This window comes from Pedobacter sp. (assembly GCF_037719805.1).
GTDB lineage: Bacteria > Bacteroidota > Bacteroidia > Sphingobacteriales > Sphingobacteriaceae > Pedobacter.
In genome coordinates this window covers 161661-178029 of record NZ_JBBJLZ010000006.1, presented here as the reverse complement: position 1 = coordinate 178029, position 16369 = coordinate 161661, and the positions used below count along the sequence as shown (strand labels likewise).

Below are 16369 nucleotides of genomic sequence, written 5' to 3'. Positions count from 1 at the left end.
AGGATGCCAATTTCCATGAAATTAGCTCTTCTAAGCGGGATAGAACGGTCCGGGCAAATACGGTGGAATTGAGCGAAGTACTTGTTTTGATTGTTTTGAAATCAAAAGCTTGTTTTCAAGGGTTTACTGCGAAAAGCCCCATACATTTTATGTACATACTTGGTATTAATGCAGTCTTCCATGATTCGGCAGCCTGTATAATTAAAGATGGTGTTCTCCTTGCAGCCGCAGAGGATGAGCGTTTTACCCTTATCAAGCATGGAAAACGACCCATTCCCTTTTCCACTTATGAACTTCCTTTTCATGCTATAGATTACTGTCTTAGCGTTGCTGGAATACATCTTTCTGACGTTGATCACATTGCCTATTCTTTTGACCCCAGCTTGCTGGTGGCATCATCAGATAGAAACTCAACAGTGGAAATTCCATTTTACCCTTCGGCGGATCAGCAGACTGCGACTTGGGATAGCCTGTTTCTTTCGGCTATACTGAATGCACCGGCGCAGCTGGTAGATGGATATCCACACCATTTGCAACAAAGATTCTATGGATCTTCCACTAAAGATTGGGAATGGCATTTTGTAGAGCACCATATTGCACATGCAGCCAGTGCATATTTCCCATCGCCTTTCAGCGACGCGGCCATCATGACGTTGGACGGGAGGGGTGAACTTGCCTCAACGACCTATGGCATAGGTAAAAATAATAGTATGACCAGAATTGGTCAGGTAAACATGCCTACTTCGCTGGGTCTGTTATATGAAAGGATTACCAGCCATCTGGGCTTTTTACATTCCTCGGACGAATATAAGGTGATGGCATTAGCGTCCTACGGGAAACCAGAGTTTGTAGCTGATTTCAGAGAGATCATAGTTAGGGGAGAAAAAGGCCTTTATACCATTTCGAATGAGAATCTCGAAGGTAGATTTGGGCCGGCGCGATTGAGGTCAGAAGAATTTACGGCGCATCATTTTAATATCGCGCATTCCCTTCAACTTGTACTGGAAGAGACGGTGGTAGACCTGTCCCGTTGGTTACAAAAAGAAACGAATCAGCAAAACCTCTGTATGGCGGGTGGCGTAGCACTAAACTGCGTGTGTAATGCCAGAGTCAGGGATAAATCAGGCTTTAAAAATATTTGGGTGCAGCCTTCCTCTGGCGACTCTGGTACGGCACTTGGGGCCGCCATGTTTGTAGACACAGAACAGCGTAAACCTTCTGGGAAGGATTTCGTCATGGACCATGCGTATTGGGGACCAGAATATTCAGATCAGGAAATCGAAAAGTTTATAAAATGGTCGAAGATCCCTTATAGAAAAATGGATGATGTGGCAACTGAAACTGCAGAGCTGTTAGCCGAAGACAAGATCATAGGATGGTTCCAAGGTAGAATGGAATACGGGCCAAGAGCATTGGGAAGCAGGTCAATTCTCGCTTCACCTATTTCCCCGGAGATGCAAACCCGTCTAAATGATGTCAAAGATAGGGAAGACTTTCGTCCTGTGGCCCCTGTGGTACTTGAAGAAGATGCAGCCGAGTGGTTTGTGAATGCAGAAAAGTCTCCCTTTATGCTTTTCATTTATGATGTGGTTGCTGAAAAGGCTAGTCAGATTCCGGCGGTAAAGCATGTTGATGGTACAGCACGGATTCAAACTGTGAATGAATTTCAGCACCCTCAGTATTATGCGCTATTGAAAGCTTTCAAGAAGATAACCGGCGTGCCGATATTGGTCAATACTTCGTTTAACACCCTAGGAAAGCCGGTGGTATGCAGTCCCAGAGATGCCATTGCCTGCTTCTGGACTTCCCCGTTTGATGCGTTAGTAATTGGCTCGTACATAATTGAGAAAAATGATAAAGGAACTCATAACAGTAGTTATTCCAACTTACAATCGGAAGGAGCTTTTGCGTAAATGTTTGACTTGTTTAAACGATCAAACTTTATCAAAAGACGCTTATGAAGTGATTGTTGTGAGCGATGGCCGGGACGAAGCAACGGAAACTGCTGTCGTACAATATGCGGCACAATGTAATTTCAAGCTTCGTTTTTTATCTACCAGGAAGAAAGGTGGACCAGCCTCTGCGCGAAATCTGGGATGGCTTCAGGCTCTTGCGCCACTCGTAGCTTTTACCGACGACGATTGTCTGCCGAAGAGCAATTGGTTGAGCGAAATAGTTAGCAACTATAATGGGGAGCATTTAATTGCCTTTTCAGGTAAAACAGTTGTTCCAATGCCCGAATTGGTTACCGATTTTGCCCTTAACACTGCCAATCTTGAAACCGCTAGCTTTATTACTGCAAACTGTGCCTGTACTAAAGCAGCCCTTAAGAAAACAGGAGGATTTGACGAATCCTTCCGAGCTGCCTGGCGTGAGGACAGCGACCTTCATTTTAAGTTTTTAGAAAACGAGATCAACATAGTAAAACTAGAATCTGCTGTTGTGGTACATCCAGTGAGGTCGGCCCGGTGGGGAGTTAGTCTGTTTGAACAGAACAAAGGGCGATTTGATGCCCTGCTCTATAGTAAATACCCCGGCTTATTTAAAAGTAACCTACATGTTCCTATTCTAGGGTACTATCTAATTCTTCTGGCAACTGGCCTGCTGCTGCACAATTTGTTTTTTGGTGGCAAGGAGATTTTTGGTTGGGCATGGGCAACTGTGCTTGTTTTCCTGTTTGGGAAGCTGATCTATCAACGGTTGCAAAATAGACATAAAGGACTTAGCCAGGTGGCTGAAATGATTTTTACATCGTTGCTCATTCCATATCTTTCCGTCTATTGGCGGATTTATGGTGCCGTGAAGTATCGTGTTTTCTATGTCTAATGATATCATTTAATAAGAAAAAGATCGCCATCTTCAGAGCGCTGCAGCTTGGCGACATGCTTTGCGCCATCCCGGCTATCCGGCTATTAAAGGCCGCATACCCAGACGCCGAATTAACCTTGATCGGTCTGCCATGGGCAGAGTCGCTTGTAAGCAGGTTCCCACAATATTTTGATGCCTTCATTCATTTCCCAGGATATCCCGGACTACCTGAACAAGAGTATGTAGCTGCTCAGTTTCTGAACTTCGAACAAGTGATGAATACAGCAGGCTTTGACTTTATAATTCAAATGCAAGGCAATGGAACCATTGTTAATGATGTGCTAAAGGGGCTGAATGCTGGTCAAGTACTGGGCTATACGCTGGACCAGGATGAGGAGTCCCAAGAGTTTATGCGGTACCCGAACTTTGGGCACGAAGTTAACAGACATTTATTGCTCATGGAACATTTTGGCATTCCAGTAGCAGGCGGTCAATTAGAGTTTCCATTATATCCTGCAGACTATCTCTCTTTGAAAAACCTTCAGCTCGCAATTGAGTCGAAGAAATACGTTTGTATCCATCCTGGGTCGAGGGGAGCGTGGCGGCAATGGCCTACAGCCCACTTTGCTGCAATTGGCGATTTGTGTGTCCGGGCCGGCTTGAAAGTGGTTGTCACCGGCACCGATTCTGAGTCATCAATCGTTAGCGAAGTGATTGACAAAATGGAATGTGATGCAATAAACTTAGCAGGGAGAACCAGTCTTGGAGCTGCTGGGGCATTGATTGAAGAAGCATATTTGCTACTCTCCAACTGTACGGGAGTGTCACATGTTGCTGCGGCGTTGCAAACGCCTAGTCTGGTAATCAGTATGGATGGTGAGCCAGAAAGATGGGGTCCAATGAATACGCAACTTCATTACACGATAGACTGGACCCGTGATCCGGACTTTAGCAAAGTTTTCAGCAAAGCCGAAGAAATGCTAGAAGGCACTACGAACCTGCTTTAATTTGTTTTCTGAAATTACCTGATGAAAGAGTGCTTCCCATTCCTTAGAAAAGCGGGTGATAGAGAACATATCTTGCGCGGTGTGCCGGGCGTTTACACCAAGCTGCATCCCTTCAGTAGGGGAGGTGAGTAAGGACTTCATTTTGTCTATTAAGAACTCGATATTGGTGCTGACGTATCCAGAATAGCCATTTTGTATCTTTACCGACATCTCGGTAGTTGCCAATCCAATAATTGGCAGCCCTATCATCATGGCTTCACAAACAGCAAGTCCAAGGCTGGTGTAGCGAATAGGATTGAAAAAGAACCGGTACCGACCAATAAAATCAGGCAGGTTAGGATGAAGAACCTCTTCCATACCGTATTCTTCTGCGCCCATTCCGACTAGATCTAACGGAATGTATTTGCGAACCTCATTAAAAATATCAAGACCTAACAGGCGGCCCCTGGTAGGGAGATTGTTAATGACAACAATTCCCCGGTCAAGTTCCCCGGTATATTTCATCCCTGGGTCCGTTACTCCATGTTCTATCACTTGACTGCGAAGACCGTTATTGTCCCACATCAGTTTATTAAAATGGGTAACATGCACCAGACTGACATCTGGATCTGTGACCGGATGTTTAGCATTGGTTGGATGTTCCCAAGGTGGATCGTGTTCCAGATAGACTTTAGGTAACTCCCTTTGTGCGGTACTTAATACCTCATATTGGTCAACCAAATAGTTTTCATCTGTCTGATACAAGATCAAATCAAATTCAAGGTTTCTAACTTCCTGGGCATCTACTTCAATGATATTTGGACCAAAAGGGAAGGTTTCGCCTCTTCCATAATAGCCCTCTGTTTTTTGCGGCTTAACTGGAATAAAAATGTCATAGTTGCCCTGCGAAAGAAAAAACAGGTAGCTGCCGTGAATGTGCCAGGTGAAGATTCGCAAACGTCGTTCAGAAATTGCCATTGAGGTATTTGATTTCATTGTTAACAATAGATGTGGCTGCCGGGTTTAGGAAGTTACACAATGGGTATTTATCCCTGGCCAGTAAGTACTTTTCTACCCCTGTGAACAAATCGCAGGACATTTTTGTATTATTATTAAAACGGAGCTCTCAAATAGTTGTTTACAGGTAAATATTGCCCTATATCAGTTCGCATGCAGAAGAAAAAAACGGATCGTTATTTAAATTATAGCCTTACTAAAGGAAGAGAAGAAGGCTTTTATGATGAAGAGTATGTAAATCCGCTACCTCGCGCGGTAATTCGTCCGAATGCCTTCATTATGCTGGACGGTGACTGGAACTTTGCACTTGATACGGAAGATAAGGGAATGAGTGAGACCTGGTACATCCAGCATGAGTACAGCCATACGGCAAACTGGCCTGGCACTGTAGAAAGCGAACTGCTGAAGCACCAGCCATCCGAACCCTCCTGGCAGGACAAGATTGTGGTTTGGTATGAAAGAGAATTTCCGCTCCCGGTGTTTGATAATGAGGACGACCAGAATTGTTCGATCATGCAGCTGACATTTGGCGCATGTGGTTATGAAACCCGGGTATGGTTAAATGGTCTTTCATTAAAAACAATTGAAGGAGAAGAAGTTCATATGGGGGAATATACCTCTTTCTCTTATGAGCTAGACCAGGCTATGTTACAGGATGTTAACCGGCTTACTGTGCGGGTTGCTAATTCGATGGACGCGGATAACACCCGTGGCAAACAAGAATCGGCTGTTTATAAACGCGGCGGAATCTGGTATCAGACCTATAGTGGTGCGGTGCGCAGTGTATGGATTGAAGCAGTAGAAAGGAACCGCCTGCGGTCTCGCCTAGGTGTGGTTAGTATTGTAGAAGACGATTTGGTGCGGTTTAGCGTAAGCACCCGCATTCATGACCCAGGGGAGTATACGATAAGATTGAAAGTATACGAAAAGCATCAAAAGCCTTCCTTAGACGCTCCGATTGCGAGTGATGAATACCCGCTAGTGCTAGCGCTTGGACAAAAGCAGCAAAGGCTCGTGATCGAGGTTCCCGGAGCACAACTTTGGTCACCCGAGACGCCACATCTCTATCGTTTAATTGCAGAGCTAGTTGATTCGAAGGGAAGAGGATCAACGATTGAATCCTACTTTGGGTTACGGAAAATAGAAGCAAGGGGCTGTTGCATTTATTTAAATAACAAGGTAACCTATCTTGATGGCATCCTTTACCAACCGGGAATCGCGAGCTATGACCAGATACAGAAGCATATGTATGCGATGAAGGCTTTAGGATGTAACCTTGTACGAATACATATTGCAGGTGTCGATCCCAGGATCTATAATCTTGCAGATAAATTAGGAATGCTTTTGTGGGTAGAAGTTCCGAGCCCTCACCGCTCTACAGTAAAAAGCAGAGAGAATCATAAAGCCGAGCTCTTAAGAATGCTTTCCCTAATAGCTACGCACCCTTCAGTAATTATTTGGAGCCTTTACAACGAAGACTGGGGTGCACAGGATATCGCTCATAACGAAGAAACCCGGGATTACATCATAGAGATGTACCACTATATGAAACTTGCCTATCCGCAATTCCTGGTAGTTGATAATGATGGCTGGCAGCACATCTCTTACGAAGGGAGATTAAAAAGCGACCTGTTAACTGCCCATTTGTACACTCCTGAAGCAGAGACCTGGGACCGTTTGTTGGATGAATTGGTAATGGGTAAGCAGATTGGAGTGACCGCATTTCCATTGGTTGTTGGAGATCCATATTTCTACCGAAAGCAAGTTCCATTATTGGTTAGTGAATGGGGCGGGTTTGGGTTCGTGGGTTATGGGGGGCCTAATGACGATGCACAGAGAACTACGCAAATTAAGAAGTATAAAGATGCATTAAGGAAAAGGGACATTGCCGGAGATGTTTACACCCAGGCAACTAATATTGAGGAAGAAAGTAATGGCCTTATTGATTTCAGTACCGGGGAACTGACAGTACCGGCGGGATTGTTGAATTCAAGGGATAGAAGTGCATTTGACGGACAGGTATAACACGCGGACAATAGTAGTGATATGTGGTAACTACTTAACAACTGATAACGATACGTGTTTTAACAGCTTTTGAAACCAAAACAACTTCGGGTTGTTGATTAGTCAACTAAATATTCCATTATGAAAGCCAGCAACCCCCAGGAAGAAGCTTCTATTCAGATATTAGCTTCTAACTCAGCACTAGAAAACGACAATAAAGGTAAATCAGAAGTTAAGGCGAAGGAAAGCTCCCAGAGTGGTAAAACTAAAAAACCAAATTACTTACGCCGTCTGTTATAAACTTCTCAAACTTTTAATTTTACAGTTATGCAAACAATTGCACGTAAACCCCAGAATCCGGACTTACTGCTGGATTGCTCAGAGTCAGATCAGATCTGCTACTGGGCAAATGAATTCAATGTGACTCCCCAAATGATTAAGACCGCCGTGCGCGCTTGCTGTAGCAACAGCATCCCACGTATCGCTTATTATCTTAAGTACGTCTATGAACCGGGAAACAAGCATTTAAATGAGTAATTTGTTATTTAATTAGGTTTTCGGACTTTCTATTTACCGCCCAGCCTATCTCAGGCTTTACATTGAATGATTTTGGATCTTGAATAATGCCCATAAAACCGGCCCACAGTTCCATATTAAAAGACTGCTTCAAGTTTCCAAAATCATCTCGTACCTCAACTAGAAAAGGTACATTGGAAAGCTCTTTAGGTAAATCATTTACATTTTTTATTTCTTTGAAGGTTGACCTTCGCAAATGCAGTGTCCTTGTCTTATAGTCTTTATCATCATAGTTTCCTATCGGTAATTTAAAAACTCCTTTACCTGCTTTTATTTCCTTTGCTGATAGGATCGATAATCCGCCCGTGGCGAGGTAGGGGTAAAACTTTTCATCGACTCCATGATGGTAATCTGGCTTGCAACTCTAGCAGTTGGAGTTGTTGTGCTAAAATCAGCTGTCAGGTTATCTACTAACGCTTTCCCGGTAAAGCCTGAGATTTGCTCTGCAAATTCCGGAAAAATGCTTTCCCAGTTAAACGCCGCCATGTCTCTTACTTCTTTATCATTTCGGTTAACTGTTAAAGTTTGTTTTCCATCAAAGTTTACGATCATAGATCTTAACTTTTCAGGACTATTGTTTACGTGATTGGAAAAGCCTTTGGAGATCATTAGCCACATAATATCGGGGCTAATAGTGATGGGATAATGATTTTGATAAGCCCTTAAATAACCTACAATAACGGGGTGAGTCCCTAAGTCGACAAGATTATCCGATACGGAAAGTTTGACGAAATCTTTATCGACGTTCTTAAATAACATGGAGCTGGAAATAGTAGGAAGCAGCTTTTCGGGCTTAGTTAATTCCTCTATTTGATAAGTTTGAGCCTTTAGCTCGCAAAACAAGAGCGTAAAGGAGAGCATTAAAATTATTGATCTGTTCATCGAGTATTTGGTTAGAATAGGTTTGAGCAACGCTTATAGGAGAGTTTTTTCGACTTGAAGCTTATTCGCTTACCGGTTAATCTTTTTTTCCAAGTAAATATAATATATTTCTATATTCGAATTATGAAACTTCGCTCTGTCATCACTCTAATTCTATTGCTAATTTTAAGTTTTCAAGGATACAGTCAGCAATTAGATACCGTTTACTATGACGTTGACTGGAAAGAAACATCAAGAGCTGGTAGCTCTTATTTCAGAACAATGAGTAAAACCCCAGAGGGGAGGTTTCTGATTACTGATCATTACAATACAGGAGAGGTGCAAATGACAGGGACATTATTATCCCTGAATCCTGAAGTTAAGGATGGTGAATTTATCTGGTATTACCAGAATGGTAAGACTCGGACCATCACGAGCTACGAGAAAGACAGGACGTTAAGTTCTAAAAGTTGGGATGAGAAAGGAGAATCAATTGTCTTAAATGGCATATTGGACGTGCAGCCTGAATTCCCGGGCGGCATGCAAAGGTTCTATCGATACATTGCCAGCCATTTCCACTATCCTAAAGGCTTGAGTCCTCGCCCGAAAGGGATCATAAATTTAAGCTTTGTAATTGACAGGGATGGTAGCATAAGTGATATCAAGGTGGTAAACTCCGTTCATGAATTACTCGATGCAGAAGCGGTTCGTTTGTTGAAATACATGCCTAAATGGAAACCAGGAATGCAGCTTGGGAAGGCAGTAAGAGTGAAATATAATATTCCCCTTAGCATGAAATAGATGAAATTTATTAAAATGAATAACCTAACCAAAATCTTTATTTTCTTCCTTGTGGGCATTGGAAGCATAGCGAATTCTTTAGCTCAGGTACCTAAGCTGCCCACAAAATGGACTGAAGAAGCAATGGAATCTGCCTTGCCTTTTCCAGAATATCCACGACCACAGTTGCAACGTAATGATTGGCTGTGCCTGAATGGTAAATGGGACTATATTGGCGGTAAAGGGGTCGCTTCAGCCCTAAACCCGGTAAAGCCTATTGCATTCGATGGTAAATCAGAAAAGATCTTGGTTCCCTATTGTCCCGAGTCGGTGATCTCTGGCATTGAAAGGAAACAGGAAATCAACATGTGGTACCGGAGAAATGTAACTATACCCACCTCTTGGAAGGACAAAGATGTGATCGTTCATTTTGATGCCGTTGACCATGATGCTACTATATTTGTTAACGGCCAGAAGGCCGGAACGCATGCTGGCGGATATGATGCCTTCAGTATTAACATCACTAAGTTTCTGAAATCTGGCACTAATACGCTGGTGGTTTCCGCGCACGATCCAAACGATGGTCGCACACCCTCCGGTAAAAATGGCCCCCGTGGCGACTATACTTATACTTCAGGGATCTGGCAAACTGTATGGCTGGAACCGGTGAGTAAAACCTACATCAAGAATATCCGCATCTTGCCAGACCTGGCGAACAATCGCCTGAAAGTTTTGGTAAATGCCGAGGAGGGCACCGTTACAGCGGCAGCGCTTGATGGAAAAAAAGTAGTTGCAAATGTGCAGGGTGAGAGTGGGAAAGCCTTTTATATTCCTATTGCAGATCCTAAGCTATGGTCGCCAGATTCGCCTTTCCTGTATGATCTTAAATTGACTTTAAAAGATAAATCCGGCAAGGTAACTGATGAAGTTCTCAGTTATTTCGGAATGCGCGATATTAAATTGGGTAAAGTTGACGGTGTGGTCAGGCCACTACTCAACGGCAAATTTGAAATGCAGGTAGGACTATTAGACCAGGGCTACTGGCCAGATGGCATTTTAACTGCTCCAACGGACGAGGCGCTGAAGTACGATGTAGAATTTACGAAGAGGACTGGATTCAATCTGATAAGGAAGCATATGAAAACCGAGCCGCAGCGATTCTATTATTGGGCAGACAAGCTTGGTATATTGGTGTGGCAAGATATGCCCGCCATTTGGTATCAGCATGAAGACACCGCCCGAAACAGATCCGTTTTCAGGAAAGAACTTAAAGCGGTGATGGATGATCATTACAATTCTCCCTCAATTATTGCCTGGGTACCTTTCAATGAAAACTGGGGAGCCTTTGATGTGAAGGAGATCACAGACTGGGTTAAACAGTATGATCCTTCGAGACTGGTCAATGGGAACTCTGGGTTTAACAACAATCCAGGTTATCAGAAAGCTTATGGCGATCCCGGGAACGGTGACTTTGTCGACACCCACATATACATCGGTCCGAATGATGCTTCTGTACCGGATGCTAAAAGAGCGGCCTCATTGGGAGAGTTTGGAGGTGTTGGCTTGTTCGTTAGGGGGCACATGTGGCCAGTTGAAAATAATGCCTATGATTATCAGCCCTCAAAAGCTGCACTCACGGATAAGTATTCGTTGCTCATGGATCAGGTGGAGCAGTTAATGAAATATAAGGGTTTAAGTGTTTCTGTTTACACCCAGACCACAGATGTGGAACATGAGGTAAACGGATTGTTAACTTACGACCGAGCTTTTGAGAAAATGGACGTCGACAAGGTCAAAGAAGTTAACCAGGCAGTGATTAATGCGGGTAAAAAAATAAAATGACATAACATAGCAGCGAAACTTGTTTATTTATTCTTGAAAGTCGAAACAACTGTTATATTTGATAGTTCGGAACCTCAAATATTCTATCTACAGACTTTATGGAACAATGCTCACGTGTAAAACAGGTTGCTGAAGCGACGAATCACTTTTTCGAGCAGGAAATCCAACGTTTTCTGCGTACATGGGTACTGGATCATGAAGAAAAAACCCTTCTTCAGTTCGATCAGACCCTGGAGGAATACCTTGCAAATGATGCATTAAGGGATTTTTTCCTTAATACGCGACATCCTGTTCAAAAATTATTAGAAAATTCACGAATTGCGCGCCATTTAGCGCGAAGTATGAAGCATGTTTACTTTGATCCAATCAATGGAGACCCATCTTTTGCTCCCTCGGAACAAAGAATATACAATCTTGCCCGTAGAATGGATAGTGAGCAGATGCATGTTCCTTTTCGATCGGTTCAGCCTGATAAGCAAACTGACGCTGGTGATACCGCCGACATTAGTACTTATCCAGTAGATTCCGAGGAAGTCCGTTATAACAGTGGAAATCATTTTACTAGTCGGCCTGCCAATAGCAATGTGTTTGATGAGAACAGTAAGCGCTGTATCGCTAAAGCCGAGGGCAACTTACATGTTTTATTCAAAAGAGGATTTCTTGAAGAACGCTTGCTTGAGGTAAAAGAGATCACTGCTTTACTGCACGGGAGCGGCGTTGACAAAATGCAGTTTTTTGTAATTTGCAGCAGGCATTCGGAGATTGAAGGGCACTATGGGACATCATTAGTCATCATGGATCCTAATAATCCGGACTACCCGGTCCGTGTGATGACTTGTGATACCTTGCTTAAGGAACTTCCGCACCATCCGCGTTGGTGGAATCATTTTATACTGGAATATTCCAATGTATTTGGCAATGCAATTGCCGAAATTGTAGAAGACATATCTCTTCCATTGCAGAAAGTCAATGTCAAAGGTGATGATCCTTATCGCCACGACTGGAATTGTCCTTACTACACCGCCAGTACTGCAGATGCATTAGCTGATCTGGTTAAAAGCAATCCGGAGCTATTAATCAGTGGAAGTATAGAAGTGGTTCAGGAGGCAATGAAAGCAAGGATGACAGATTATTATCAGCCCAATAGAGACATTAAAGAAAGGCTGGAAATACAGCAGGTAAATCTTGTAAAACGTTGGAAAAGTGGTGCCAAAATGATTAATAATATGGTAAGGGAGTTCGGTAGTGGTTCACTTTGGATATTTAACAGGTACCCTTTGTAGATGAAACGATACCTTTTTTTTCTAGTCTTACTTTTCATCAGCGTAATAGGTAGAGGCCAACTAGGTGTTAAATACGATCCTAAGATACAAAGCACTACGAATTTACAATACTGGCGGCCAAAGGGAAATCTGTTCGTAGGCGACTGTATGCCTTTTTTTAAAGATGGTAAATACTCATTCTACTGGCTACTAGATTCTGCTCATCACGCAAGTCTAAAGGGTATGGGTGGTCATCAGTGGGCTTTGAGTACTACTACTGATTTAAAAACCTGGACGCAGGAACCCGTGGTACTCGGCATTGACGAAGAGTGGGAGAAATCTATTTGCACAGGATCAATAGTATACTACCAGAAACAGTATTATGCCTTTTATGCCACCAGGCTGATTAAAGACGGTCAGGTAAATGAGCAGTTGAGTTATGCTATTAGTCCGGACGGCATTCATTTTGATAAACAAAAGCCCAATCCGTTTTATACTTCAGCACCGGGTTACAGCAAACGAGACTTCCGGGATCCAAAGGTTTTTGTTGACGAAAAGACCGGTGAATTTCATTTGTTCGTGTCCAGTTGGGAAGAGAATTCTGCACTGCAGCATGCCGGAGGAGCCATAGTTCACCTAACCTCGAAAGACTTGAAAAGTTGGACAGTGCTCGATCCCGTGCTAACAGGTCAGCCATCAGTCCCGGAATGCCCTGATTATTTCTTATGGAATGGCTGGTACTACCTGATTTATGGCGACAATGGCGACACCTATTATGTAAAGTCAAAAAGTCCTTATGGTCCATGGGAGGAACCAAAATACCAGTCTATTAATGAGGCGTGGACAAATGTAGTAAAGACTGCGGCTTTTACCGGCGGCAGAAGAATTGCTGCGGGCTGGATTCCTTCAAGAGATCAGAATAAAGATAATACTGGAGAAAGATTTGGTGGTAATGCAGTTTTCCGCGAGCTAACGCAAGAAAAAGACGGTACGTTAAACTCCAGTTTTCCAAAGGAAATGATTCCAGAAACCGGAGCTGCACTTAACTTAACTTTTAAAGCAGATCTTTATTCTTCCATAAACGGGCTGCAAGGTTTTACCATCAATGCAACAAAAGGGGTAGGAGCAGTGCATGCTGAATCACTTCCATTGAACTACCGCATTACAATGGATATGGAGCCGACAAGCTTATCAGAGGAATATGGCTTGGTCCTGAGATCCGGAGAGCGGGCTGATGGCGGTTACCGATTGAACTTTTCGGCCAATAGTCAGACCGTTAGCTTAGGTAATACGATGATAAGAGCGGTTAAAGGTCTTGACAAAAAAATTAAAGTCGATATTATAGTCAAAGATGACATCATTGATGTTTCTATCGATGATAAGCGCTGCATTATAAATCGGACACCTGAACAGAAAGGCGGCTTTTTATGGTTTTACGCGAAACACGGAGCGGTTAATTATACAAACGTCAAAATTAGCCCGATAAAGGCGGCTGACTGAAACTAGAATACGTCAAACTCGTGTAGTCCCGATTGAAATTCAACCTGATAGGCATTATTTAGTCCTCTAACTACGTTCGGCCTGCCCGTATCGGTCTTAATATTTTGCTTACCCTCTGGCAGTACAAAAGTGGCGGAGGTATTTGCAGGAATTTCAATTAGTATGTGCAATTTCCCTTTATCGTCACGTTTCCACTCCGAGCGAATTTTTCCAAACAAGTTGTTGTAAGAAGATTTGCAATAGTTCAGCTCTTTGATGTTCTGTGGCGCTATTATAAAATGCTGCATTCCTGCGCTCGAAGGATCAATCTTGATTCCCGCAATACCAGAGTAAAACCACTCTACCACGCTACCAAACATAGGATGTGATTTGGAACCATCGCCGTTCCAGGATTCCCAAAGCGTACTGTTTTTGCTATCTAGTAAGTAGCCGAAACTTGGGAAGTCCTTTTGGTTCATAATTTTATAGATAATGTCATGCCTCCCATTATTGGCAAGCACTTTCAACAACAAGGGTGTTCCTAAAATACCTGTATCAAAATGATAGTTAAGTTTCTCCAAGTGTGCTAGAAGGGAATCAAAAACTGGTTTGTAGTGGTCATCTTGTACCAGTCCAAAAGCCATTGCGAATACATCTGCACCTTGCCGGCCTTCCCAGTACGAAGCTTTGTCTGAATTGTAATATGCTTTATTGAAATCAGCTTTTATCTTTTTGCCCGTGCTAAGGAAAGACTGATAGTCCTCCGTTTTACCAAGCGATTGGGCCACCTTAGACATCAGATCTGTGACATGATAATAATATGCAGTGTTTACTAAGGCCTCCGGAATTTCTATTTGAGTGGGCGTGCACCAATCGCCAAGACACCAGCCATTTGGTTCTTCTTTTGTTACCAGCCCGTTCTTATCCAGCCGCGTTCCCACATATTCTATCCATTGCTTCATTCCATGATAATGCTGGTCGAGCAAGGAACGATCGCCATAGTAAGAATAGTATAACCAGGGCATAATTACAAAGGCAGAGCCCCAGGCTGGACCACCACCACCGCCACCAAAGGGAGCCGTATGGGTTACAAAGCCAGTTTTTTTGTTTCTTGCATCGTCCATATCCAGGAACCACTTTTTATAGAATTGGGTCATATTAAAAGAATATAATGCACTCTCCATGTTGACCTGCCCATCACCTGTATAGCCTAGTCTCTCGCGATGCGGGCAATCACTGCTTATACTTCCATGAAAATTGGCCTTTTGTGTTCGCAGATAAGCGGCGTTAATCTGATTGAAAAATGGATTGGAGCATTCAAAGGAACTGGTAATCGGTACTGCCGTGTGGACGTCACGTACCACCAGGCTCTGTTGATCAAGTTTTACGTTTGTTGTAGTCACCTCGATGTTTCGGAAAGCATGCCATGTGAACTTTGGCTCCCAATGCTCCGTACCGCCACCTTTTAGAATGTAAGTATCATATTGTCCATAGTCTTCACCCTCTTCGCTGATATAGCGTATTTTAAGACGATTTCCAGCATTACCATTTACAGAGATGGATGCCCAACCTGAAACGGTTTCTTCTAAATGATAAAGAAAAACGGAGTCCTTTAATTTGCCCTGAAAGGTTGGTGTTAACGTTCTTACAATTTTGTCAAAGGGAGCCGTCTGTGAATGCAGCTCACCGGAAGGAGGTCGCACCAATATTGCCTGTTTCCATTGAAGGGCGTTATAACCGTTTTGAGCCCAGTTGCCAAGCGCCAAACGGGCATCATACTTTTCACCAGTGAAAATGCCATCGTGCAATAAAGGGCCGCTGTTAGTTTTCCAGCTTGTGTCTGAACTGATGATTTTAGTGGTTCCGTCGGCATAGGTAATTTCCAGTTGGAAGATGAGCTTTGGAGCATCATACCACATATCACCCTCCACTCTCCGATCCCTTTGGTTGTACCATCCGTTTCCAAGCTGAATGCCAATAGTATTACCTTTTTGATTGAGGTAACTCATAACATCGAAGCTGTTGTAAAGCACACGTTGTGTAGACTGGTCATCGTATGGGTAGAGTAGGTGTTTCAGAGGTCGCTTGTCGTAATTAGTAACCGCTGGCGCCAACACCTGATCCCCAACCTTCTTACCGTTTAATAATAGCTCATAGAAACCAAGACCGCTAATGTGTACTGTTGCTTTTTTAATCGCTTTTGTGACTACAAATTCTTTTCGAAAAAAGGGAGATGGATAAGTAATGGCTGAATCCGGATAAGGGTTCTCAAACGCGCCAATCCATTTTCCCTTCCAGTCCTCCGGTTTTAACAAGCCCATAGACCATTCGTTTACGGGACTCCATTCTGAGCTCCTATTTTGAGTATCCCATACTTTAACCTTCCAATAAAGTTTGACTCTGGATGTTAAAGGTTTTCCTTGGTAAGTGATGTGTGTAGAACTGCTGGAATTGACCTTGCCGCTACTCCAATAATCGCCTTTATTCTGTTTCAGCAGTGCAAGACTGCTAGCTACCAATATACTGTAAGATCGTTGATTTGCTGCTTTAGCCGGAGATGCGAATTGCCAGCTTAGTCTGGGCTGCAAGTCTTCAACGGCAATAGGGTTGGTCAGATAGTCGCAGGTAAGCTTATGAACCTTAGGTTGGACTTGCTGCGCATATCCAAAGGTAGTTTGAATCAACAGTAGGAGGAAAGAGAGAAAAGAAAATCTCATAGCATATTTGGTTATAAATGAGTTGTTGAGCAATTTA

Annotated in this window: 14 protein-coding genes; 10 read left to right on the top strand and 4 right to left on the bottom strand. The window is 43.2% G+C overall.

What is annotated here, in order from left to right; all coding sequences use genetic code 11:
- Positions 1 to 149: 149 nt before the first annotated feature.
- Genes WKF66_RS20115 through WKF66_RS20105 form a run of 3 tightly spaced genes read left to right on the top strand, consistent with a single transcriptional unit; the run spans position 150 to position 3815 of the window.
- Complete coding sequence (locus tag WKF66_RS20115) at positions 150 to 1913, top strand: carbamoyltransferase family protein (RefSeq protein ID WP_489676299.1); 1764 nt, start codon at positions 150 to 152, stop codon at positions 1911 to 1913.
- Positions 1852 to 2826 carry a glycosyltransferase family 2 protein gene (locus tag WKF66_RS20110; RefSeq protein ID WP_489676298.1) on the top strand — a complete coding sequence of 325 codons (975 nt, stop codon included), beginning with the start codon at positions 1852 to 1854 and terminating at the stop codon, positions 2824 to 2826. The genes WKF66_RS20115 and WKF66_RS20110 overlap by 62 nt, the downstream gene beginning before the upstream one ends.
- Entirely contained in the window at positions 2826 to 3815 is a 990-nt protein-coding gene (locus WKF66_RS20105) for a glycosyltransferase family 9 protein (protein WP_489676297.1), read from the top strand. Before WKF66_RS20110 ends, WKF66_RS20105 begins: the two co-directional genes overlap by 1 nt.
- Here WKF66_RS20105 and WKF66_RS20100 read toward each other — a convergent pair.
- Complete coding sequence (locus WKF66_RS20100; protein WP_489676296.1) at positions 3789 to 4790, bottom strand: glycosyltransferase; 1002 nt, start codon at positions 4788 to 4790, stop codon at positions 3789 to 3791. The genes WKF66_RS20105 and WKF66_RS20100 overlap by 27 nt on opposite strands.
- Before the next feature lie 174 nt (positions 4791 to 4964).
- On the opposite strand from WKF66_RS20100, the gene WKF66_RS20095 reads away from it, so the two are divergent.
- The 3 genes from WKF66_RS20095 (at position 4965) to WKF66_RS20085 (ending at position 7352) form a co-directional block, all read left to right on the top strand.
- Positions 4965 to 6836, top strand: a complete 1872-nt coding sequence (locus WKF66_RS20095) for a glycoside hydrolase family 2 protein (protein ID WP_489676295.1) — start codon at positions 4965 to 4967, stop codon at positions 6834 to 6836.
- A gap of 120 nt (positions 6837 to 6956) precedes the next feature.
- Complete coding sequence (locus WKF66_RS20090; protein ID WP_489676294.1) at positions 6957 to 7115, top strand: hypothetical protein; 159 nt, start codon at positions 6957 to 6959, stop codon at positions 7113 to 7115.
- Positions 7116 to 7142: 27 nt separating this feature from the next.
- Complete coding sequence (locus WKF66_RS20085; RefSeq protein ID WP_489676293.1) at positions 7143 to 7352, top strand: DUF3606 domain-containing protein; 210 nt, start codon at positions 7143 to 7145, stop codon at positions 7350 to 7352.
- Positions 7353 to 7356: 4 nt separating this feature from the next.
- On the opposite strand, the gene WKF66_RS20080 is transcribed toward WKF66_RS20085, so the two are convergent.
- On the bottom strand, positions 7357 to 7587 hold the full coding sequence (locus tag WKF66_RS20080) for a DUF4419 domain-containing protein (RefSeq protein WP_489676292.1): 231 nt from the start codon (positions 7585 to 7587) through the stop codon (positions 7357 to 7359).
- A 74-nt stretch (positions 7588 to 7661) separates the two neighbouring features.
- Positions 7662 to 8273, bottom strand: a complete 612-nt coding sequence (locus tag WKF66_RS20075) for a DUF4419 domain-containing protein (RefSeq protein ID WP_489676291.1) — start codon at positions 8271 to 8273, stop codon at positions 7662 to 7664.
- Positions 8274 to 8396: 123 nt separating this feature from the next.
- Here WKF66_RS20075 and WKF66_RS20070 point away from each other — a divergent pair, with 123 nt between their 5' ends.
- From WKF66_RS20070 to WKF66_RS20055, 4 genes are all read left to right on the top strand, one after another.
- A complete protein-coding gene (locus WKF66_RS20070) occupies positions 8397 to 9053 on the top strand; it encodes an energy transducer TonB (RefSeq protein WP_489676290.1) in 657 nt (218 codons plus the stop codon).
- Complete coding sequence (locus WKF66_RS20065; protein WP_489676289.1) at positions 9054 to 10874, top strand: glycoside hydrolase family 2 protein; 1821 nt, start codon at positions 9054 to 9056, stop codon at positions 10872 to 10874.
- 98 nt (positions 10875 to 10972) lie between these two features.
- Complete coding sequence (locus WKF66_RS20060) at positions 10973 to 12157, top strand: hypothetical protein (RefSeq protein WP_489676288.1); 1185 nt, start codon at positions 10973 to 10975, stop codon at positions 12155 to 12157.
- The gene (locus WKF66_RS20055; protein WP_489676287.1) at positions 12158 to 13636 is read left to right on the top strand and encodes a hypothetical protein; all 1479 of its coding nucleotides are present in this window, start codon (positions 12158 to 12160) and stop codon (positions 13634 to 13636) included. It abuts the gene before it with no gap.
- A 2-nt stretch (positions 13637 to 13638) separates the two neighbouring features.
- Here WKF66_RS20055 and WKF66_RS20050 read toward each other — a convergent pair whose 3' ends face one another.
- Entirely contained in the window at positions 13639 to 16332 is a 2694-nt protein-coding gene (locus tag WKF66_RS20050; protein ID WP_489676286.1) for a family 78 glycoside hydrolase catalytic domain, read from the bottom strand.
- Positions 16333 to 16369: the final 37 nt, after the last annotated feature.

What these genes read in the sequence shown, in the direction of transcription:
- WKF66_RS20115 (WP_489676299.1), top strand. Translation starts at nt 150, where the DNA reads ATGTACATACTTGGTATTAATGCAGTCTTCCATGATTCGGCAGCCTGT.
- WKF66_RS20110 (WP_489676298.1), top strand. Translation starts at nt 1,852, where the DNA reads ATGATAAAGGAACTCATAACAGTAGTTATTCCAACTTACAATCGGAAG.
- WKF66_RS20105 (WP_489676297.1), top strand. Translation starts at nt 2,826, where the DNA reads ATGATATCATTTAATAAGAAAAAGATCGCCATCTTCAGAGCGCTGCAG.
- WKF66_RS20100 (WP_489676296.1), bottom strand. Translation starts at nt 4,790, where the DNA reads ATGAAATCAAATACCTCAATGGCAATTTCTGAACGACGTTTGCGAATC.
- WKF66_RS20095 (WP_489676295.1), top strand. Translation starts at nt 4,965, where the DNA reads ATGCAGAAGAAAAAAACGGATCGTTATTTAAATTATAGCCTTACTAAA.
- WKF66_RS20090 (WP_489676294.1), top strand. Translation starts at nt 6,957, where the DNA reads ATGAAAGCCAGCAACCCCCAGGAAGAAGCTTCTATTCAGATATTAGCT.
- WKF66_RS20085 (WP_489676293.1), top strand. Translation starts at nt 7,143, where the DNA reads ATGCAAACAATTGCACGTAAACCCCAGAATCCGGACTTACTGCTGGAT.
- WKF66_RS20075 (WP_489676291.1), bottom strand. Translation starts at nt 8,273, where the DNA reads ATGAACAGATCAATAATTTTAATGCTCTCCTTTACGCTCTTGTTTTGC.
- WKF66_RS20070 (WP_489676290.1), top strand. Translation starts at nt 8,397, where the DNA reads ATGAAACTTCGCTCTGTCATCACTCTAATTCTATTGCTAATTTTAAGT.
- WKF66_RS20065 (WP_489676289.1), top strand. Translation starts at nt 9,054, where the DNA reads ATGAAATTTATTAAAATGAATAACCTAACCAAAATCTTTATTTTCTTC.
- WKF66_RS20060 (WP_489676288.1), top strand. Translation starts at nt 10,973, where the DNA reads ATGGAACAATGCTCACGTGTAAAACAGGTTGCTGAAGCGACGAATCAC.
- WKF66_RS20055 (WP_489676287.1), top strand. Translation starts at nt 12,158, where the DNA reads ATGAAACGATACCTTTTTTTTCTAGTCTTACTTTTCATCAGCGTAATA.
- WKF66_RS20050 (WP_489676286.1), bottom strand. Translation starts at nt 16,332, where the DNA reads ATGAGATTTTCTTTTCTCTCTTTCCTCCTACTGTTGATTCAAACTACC.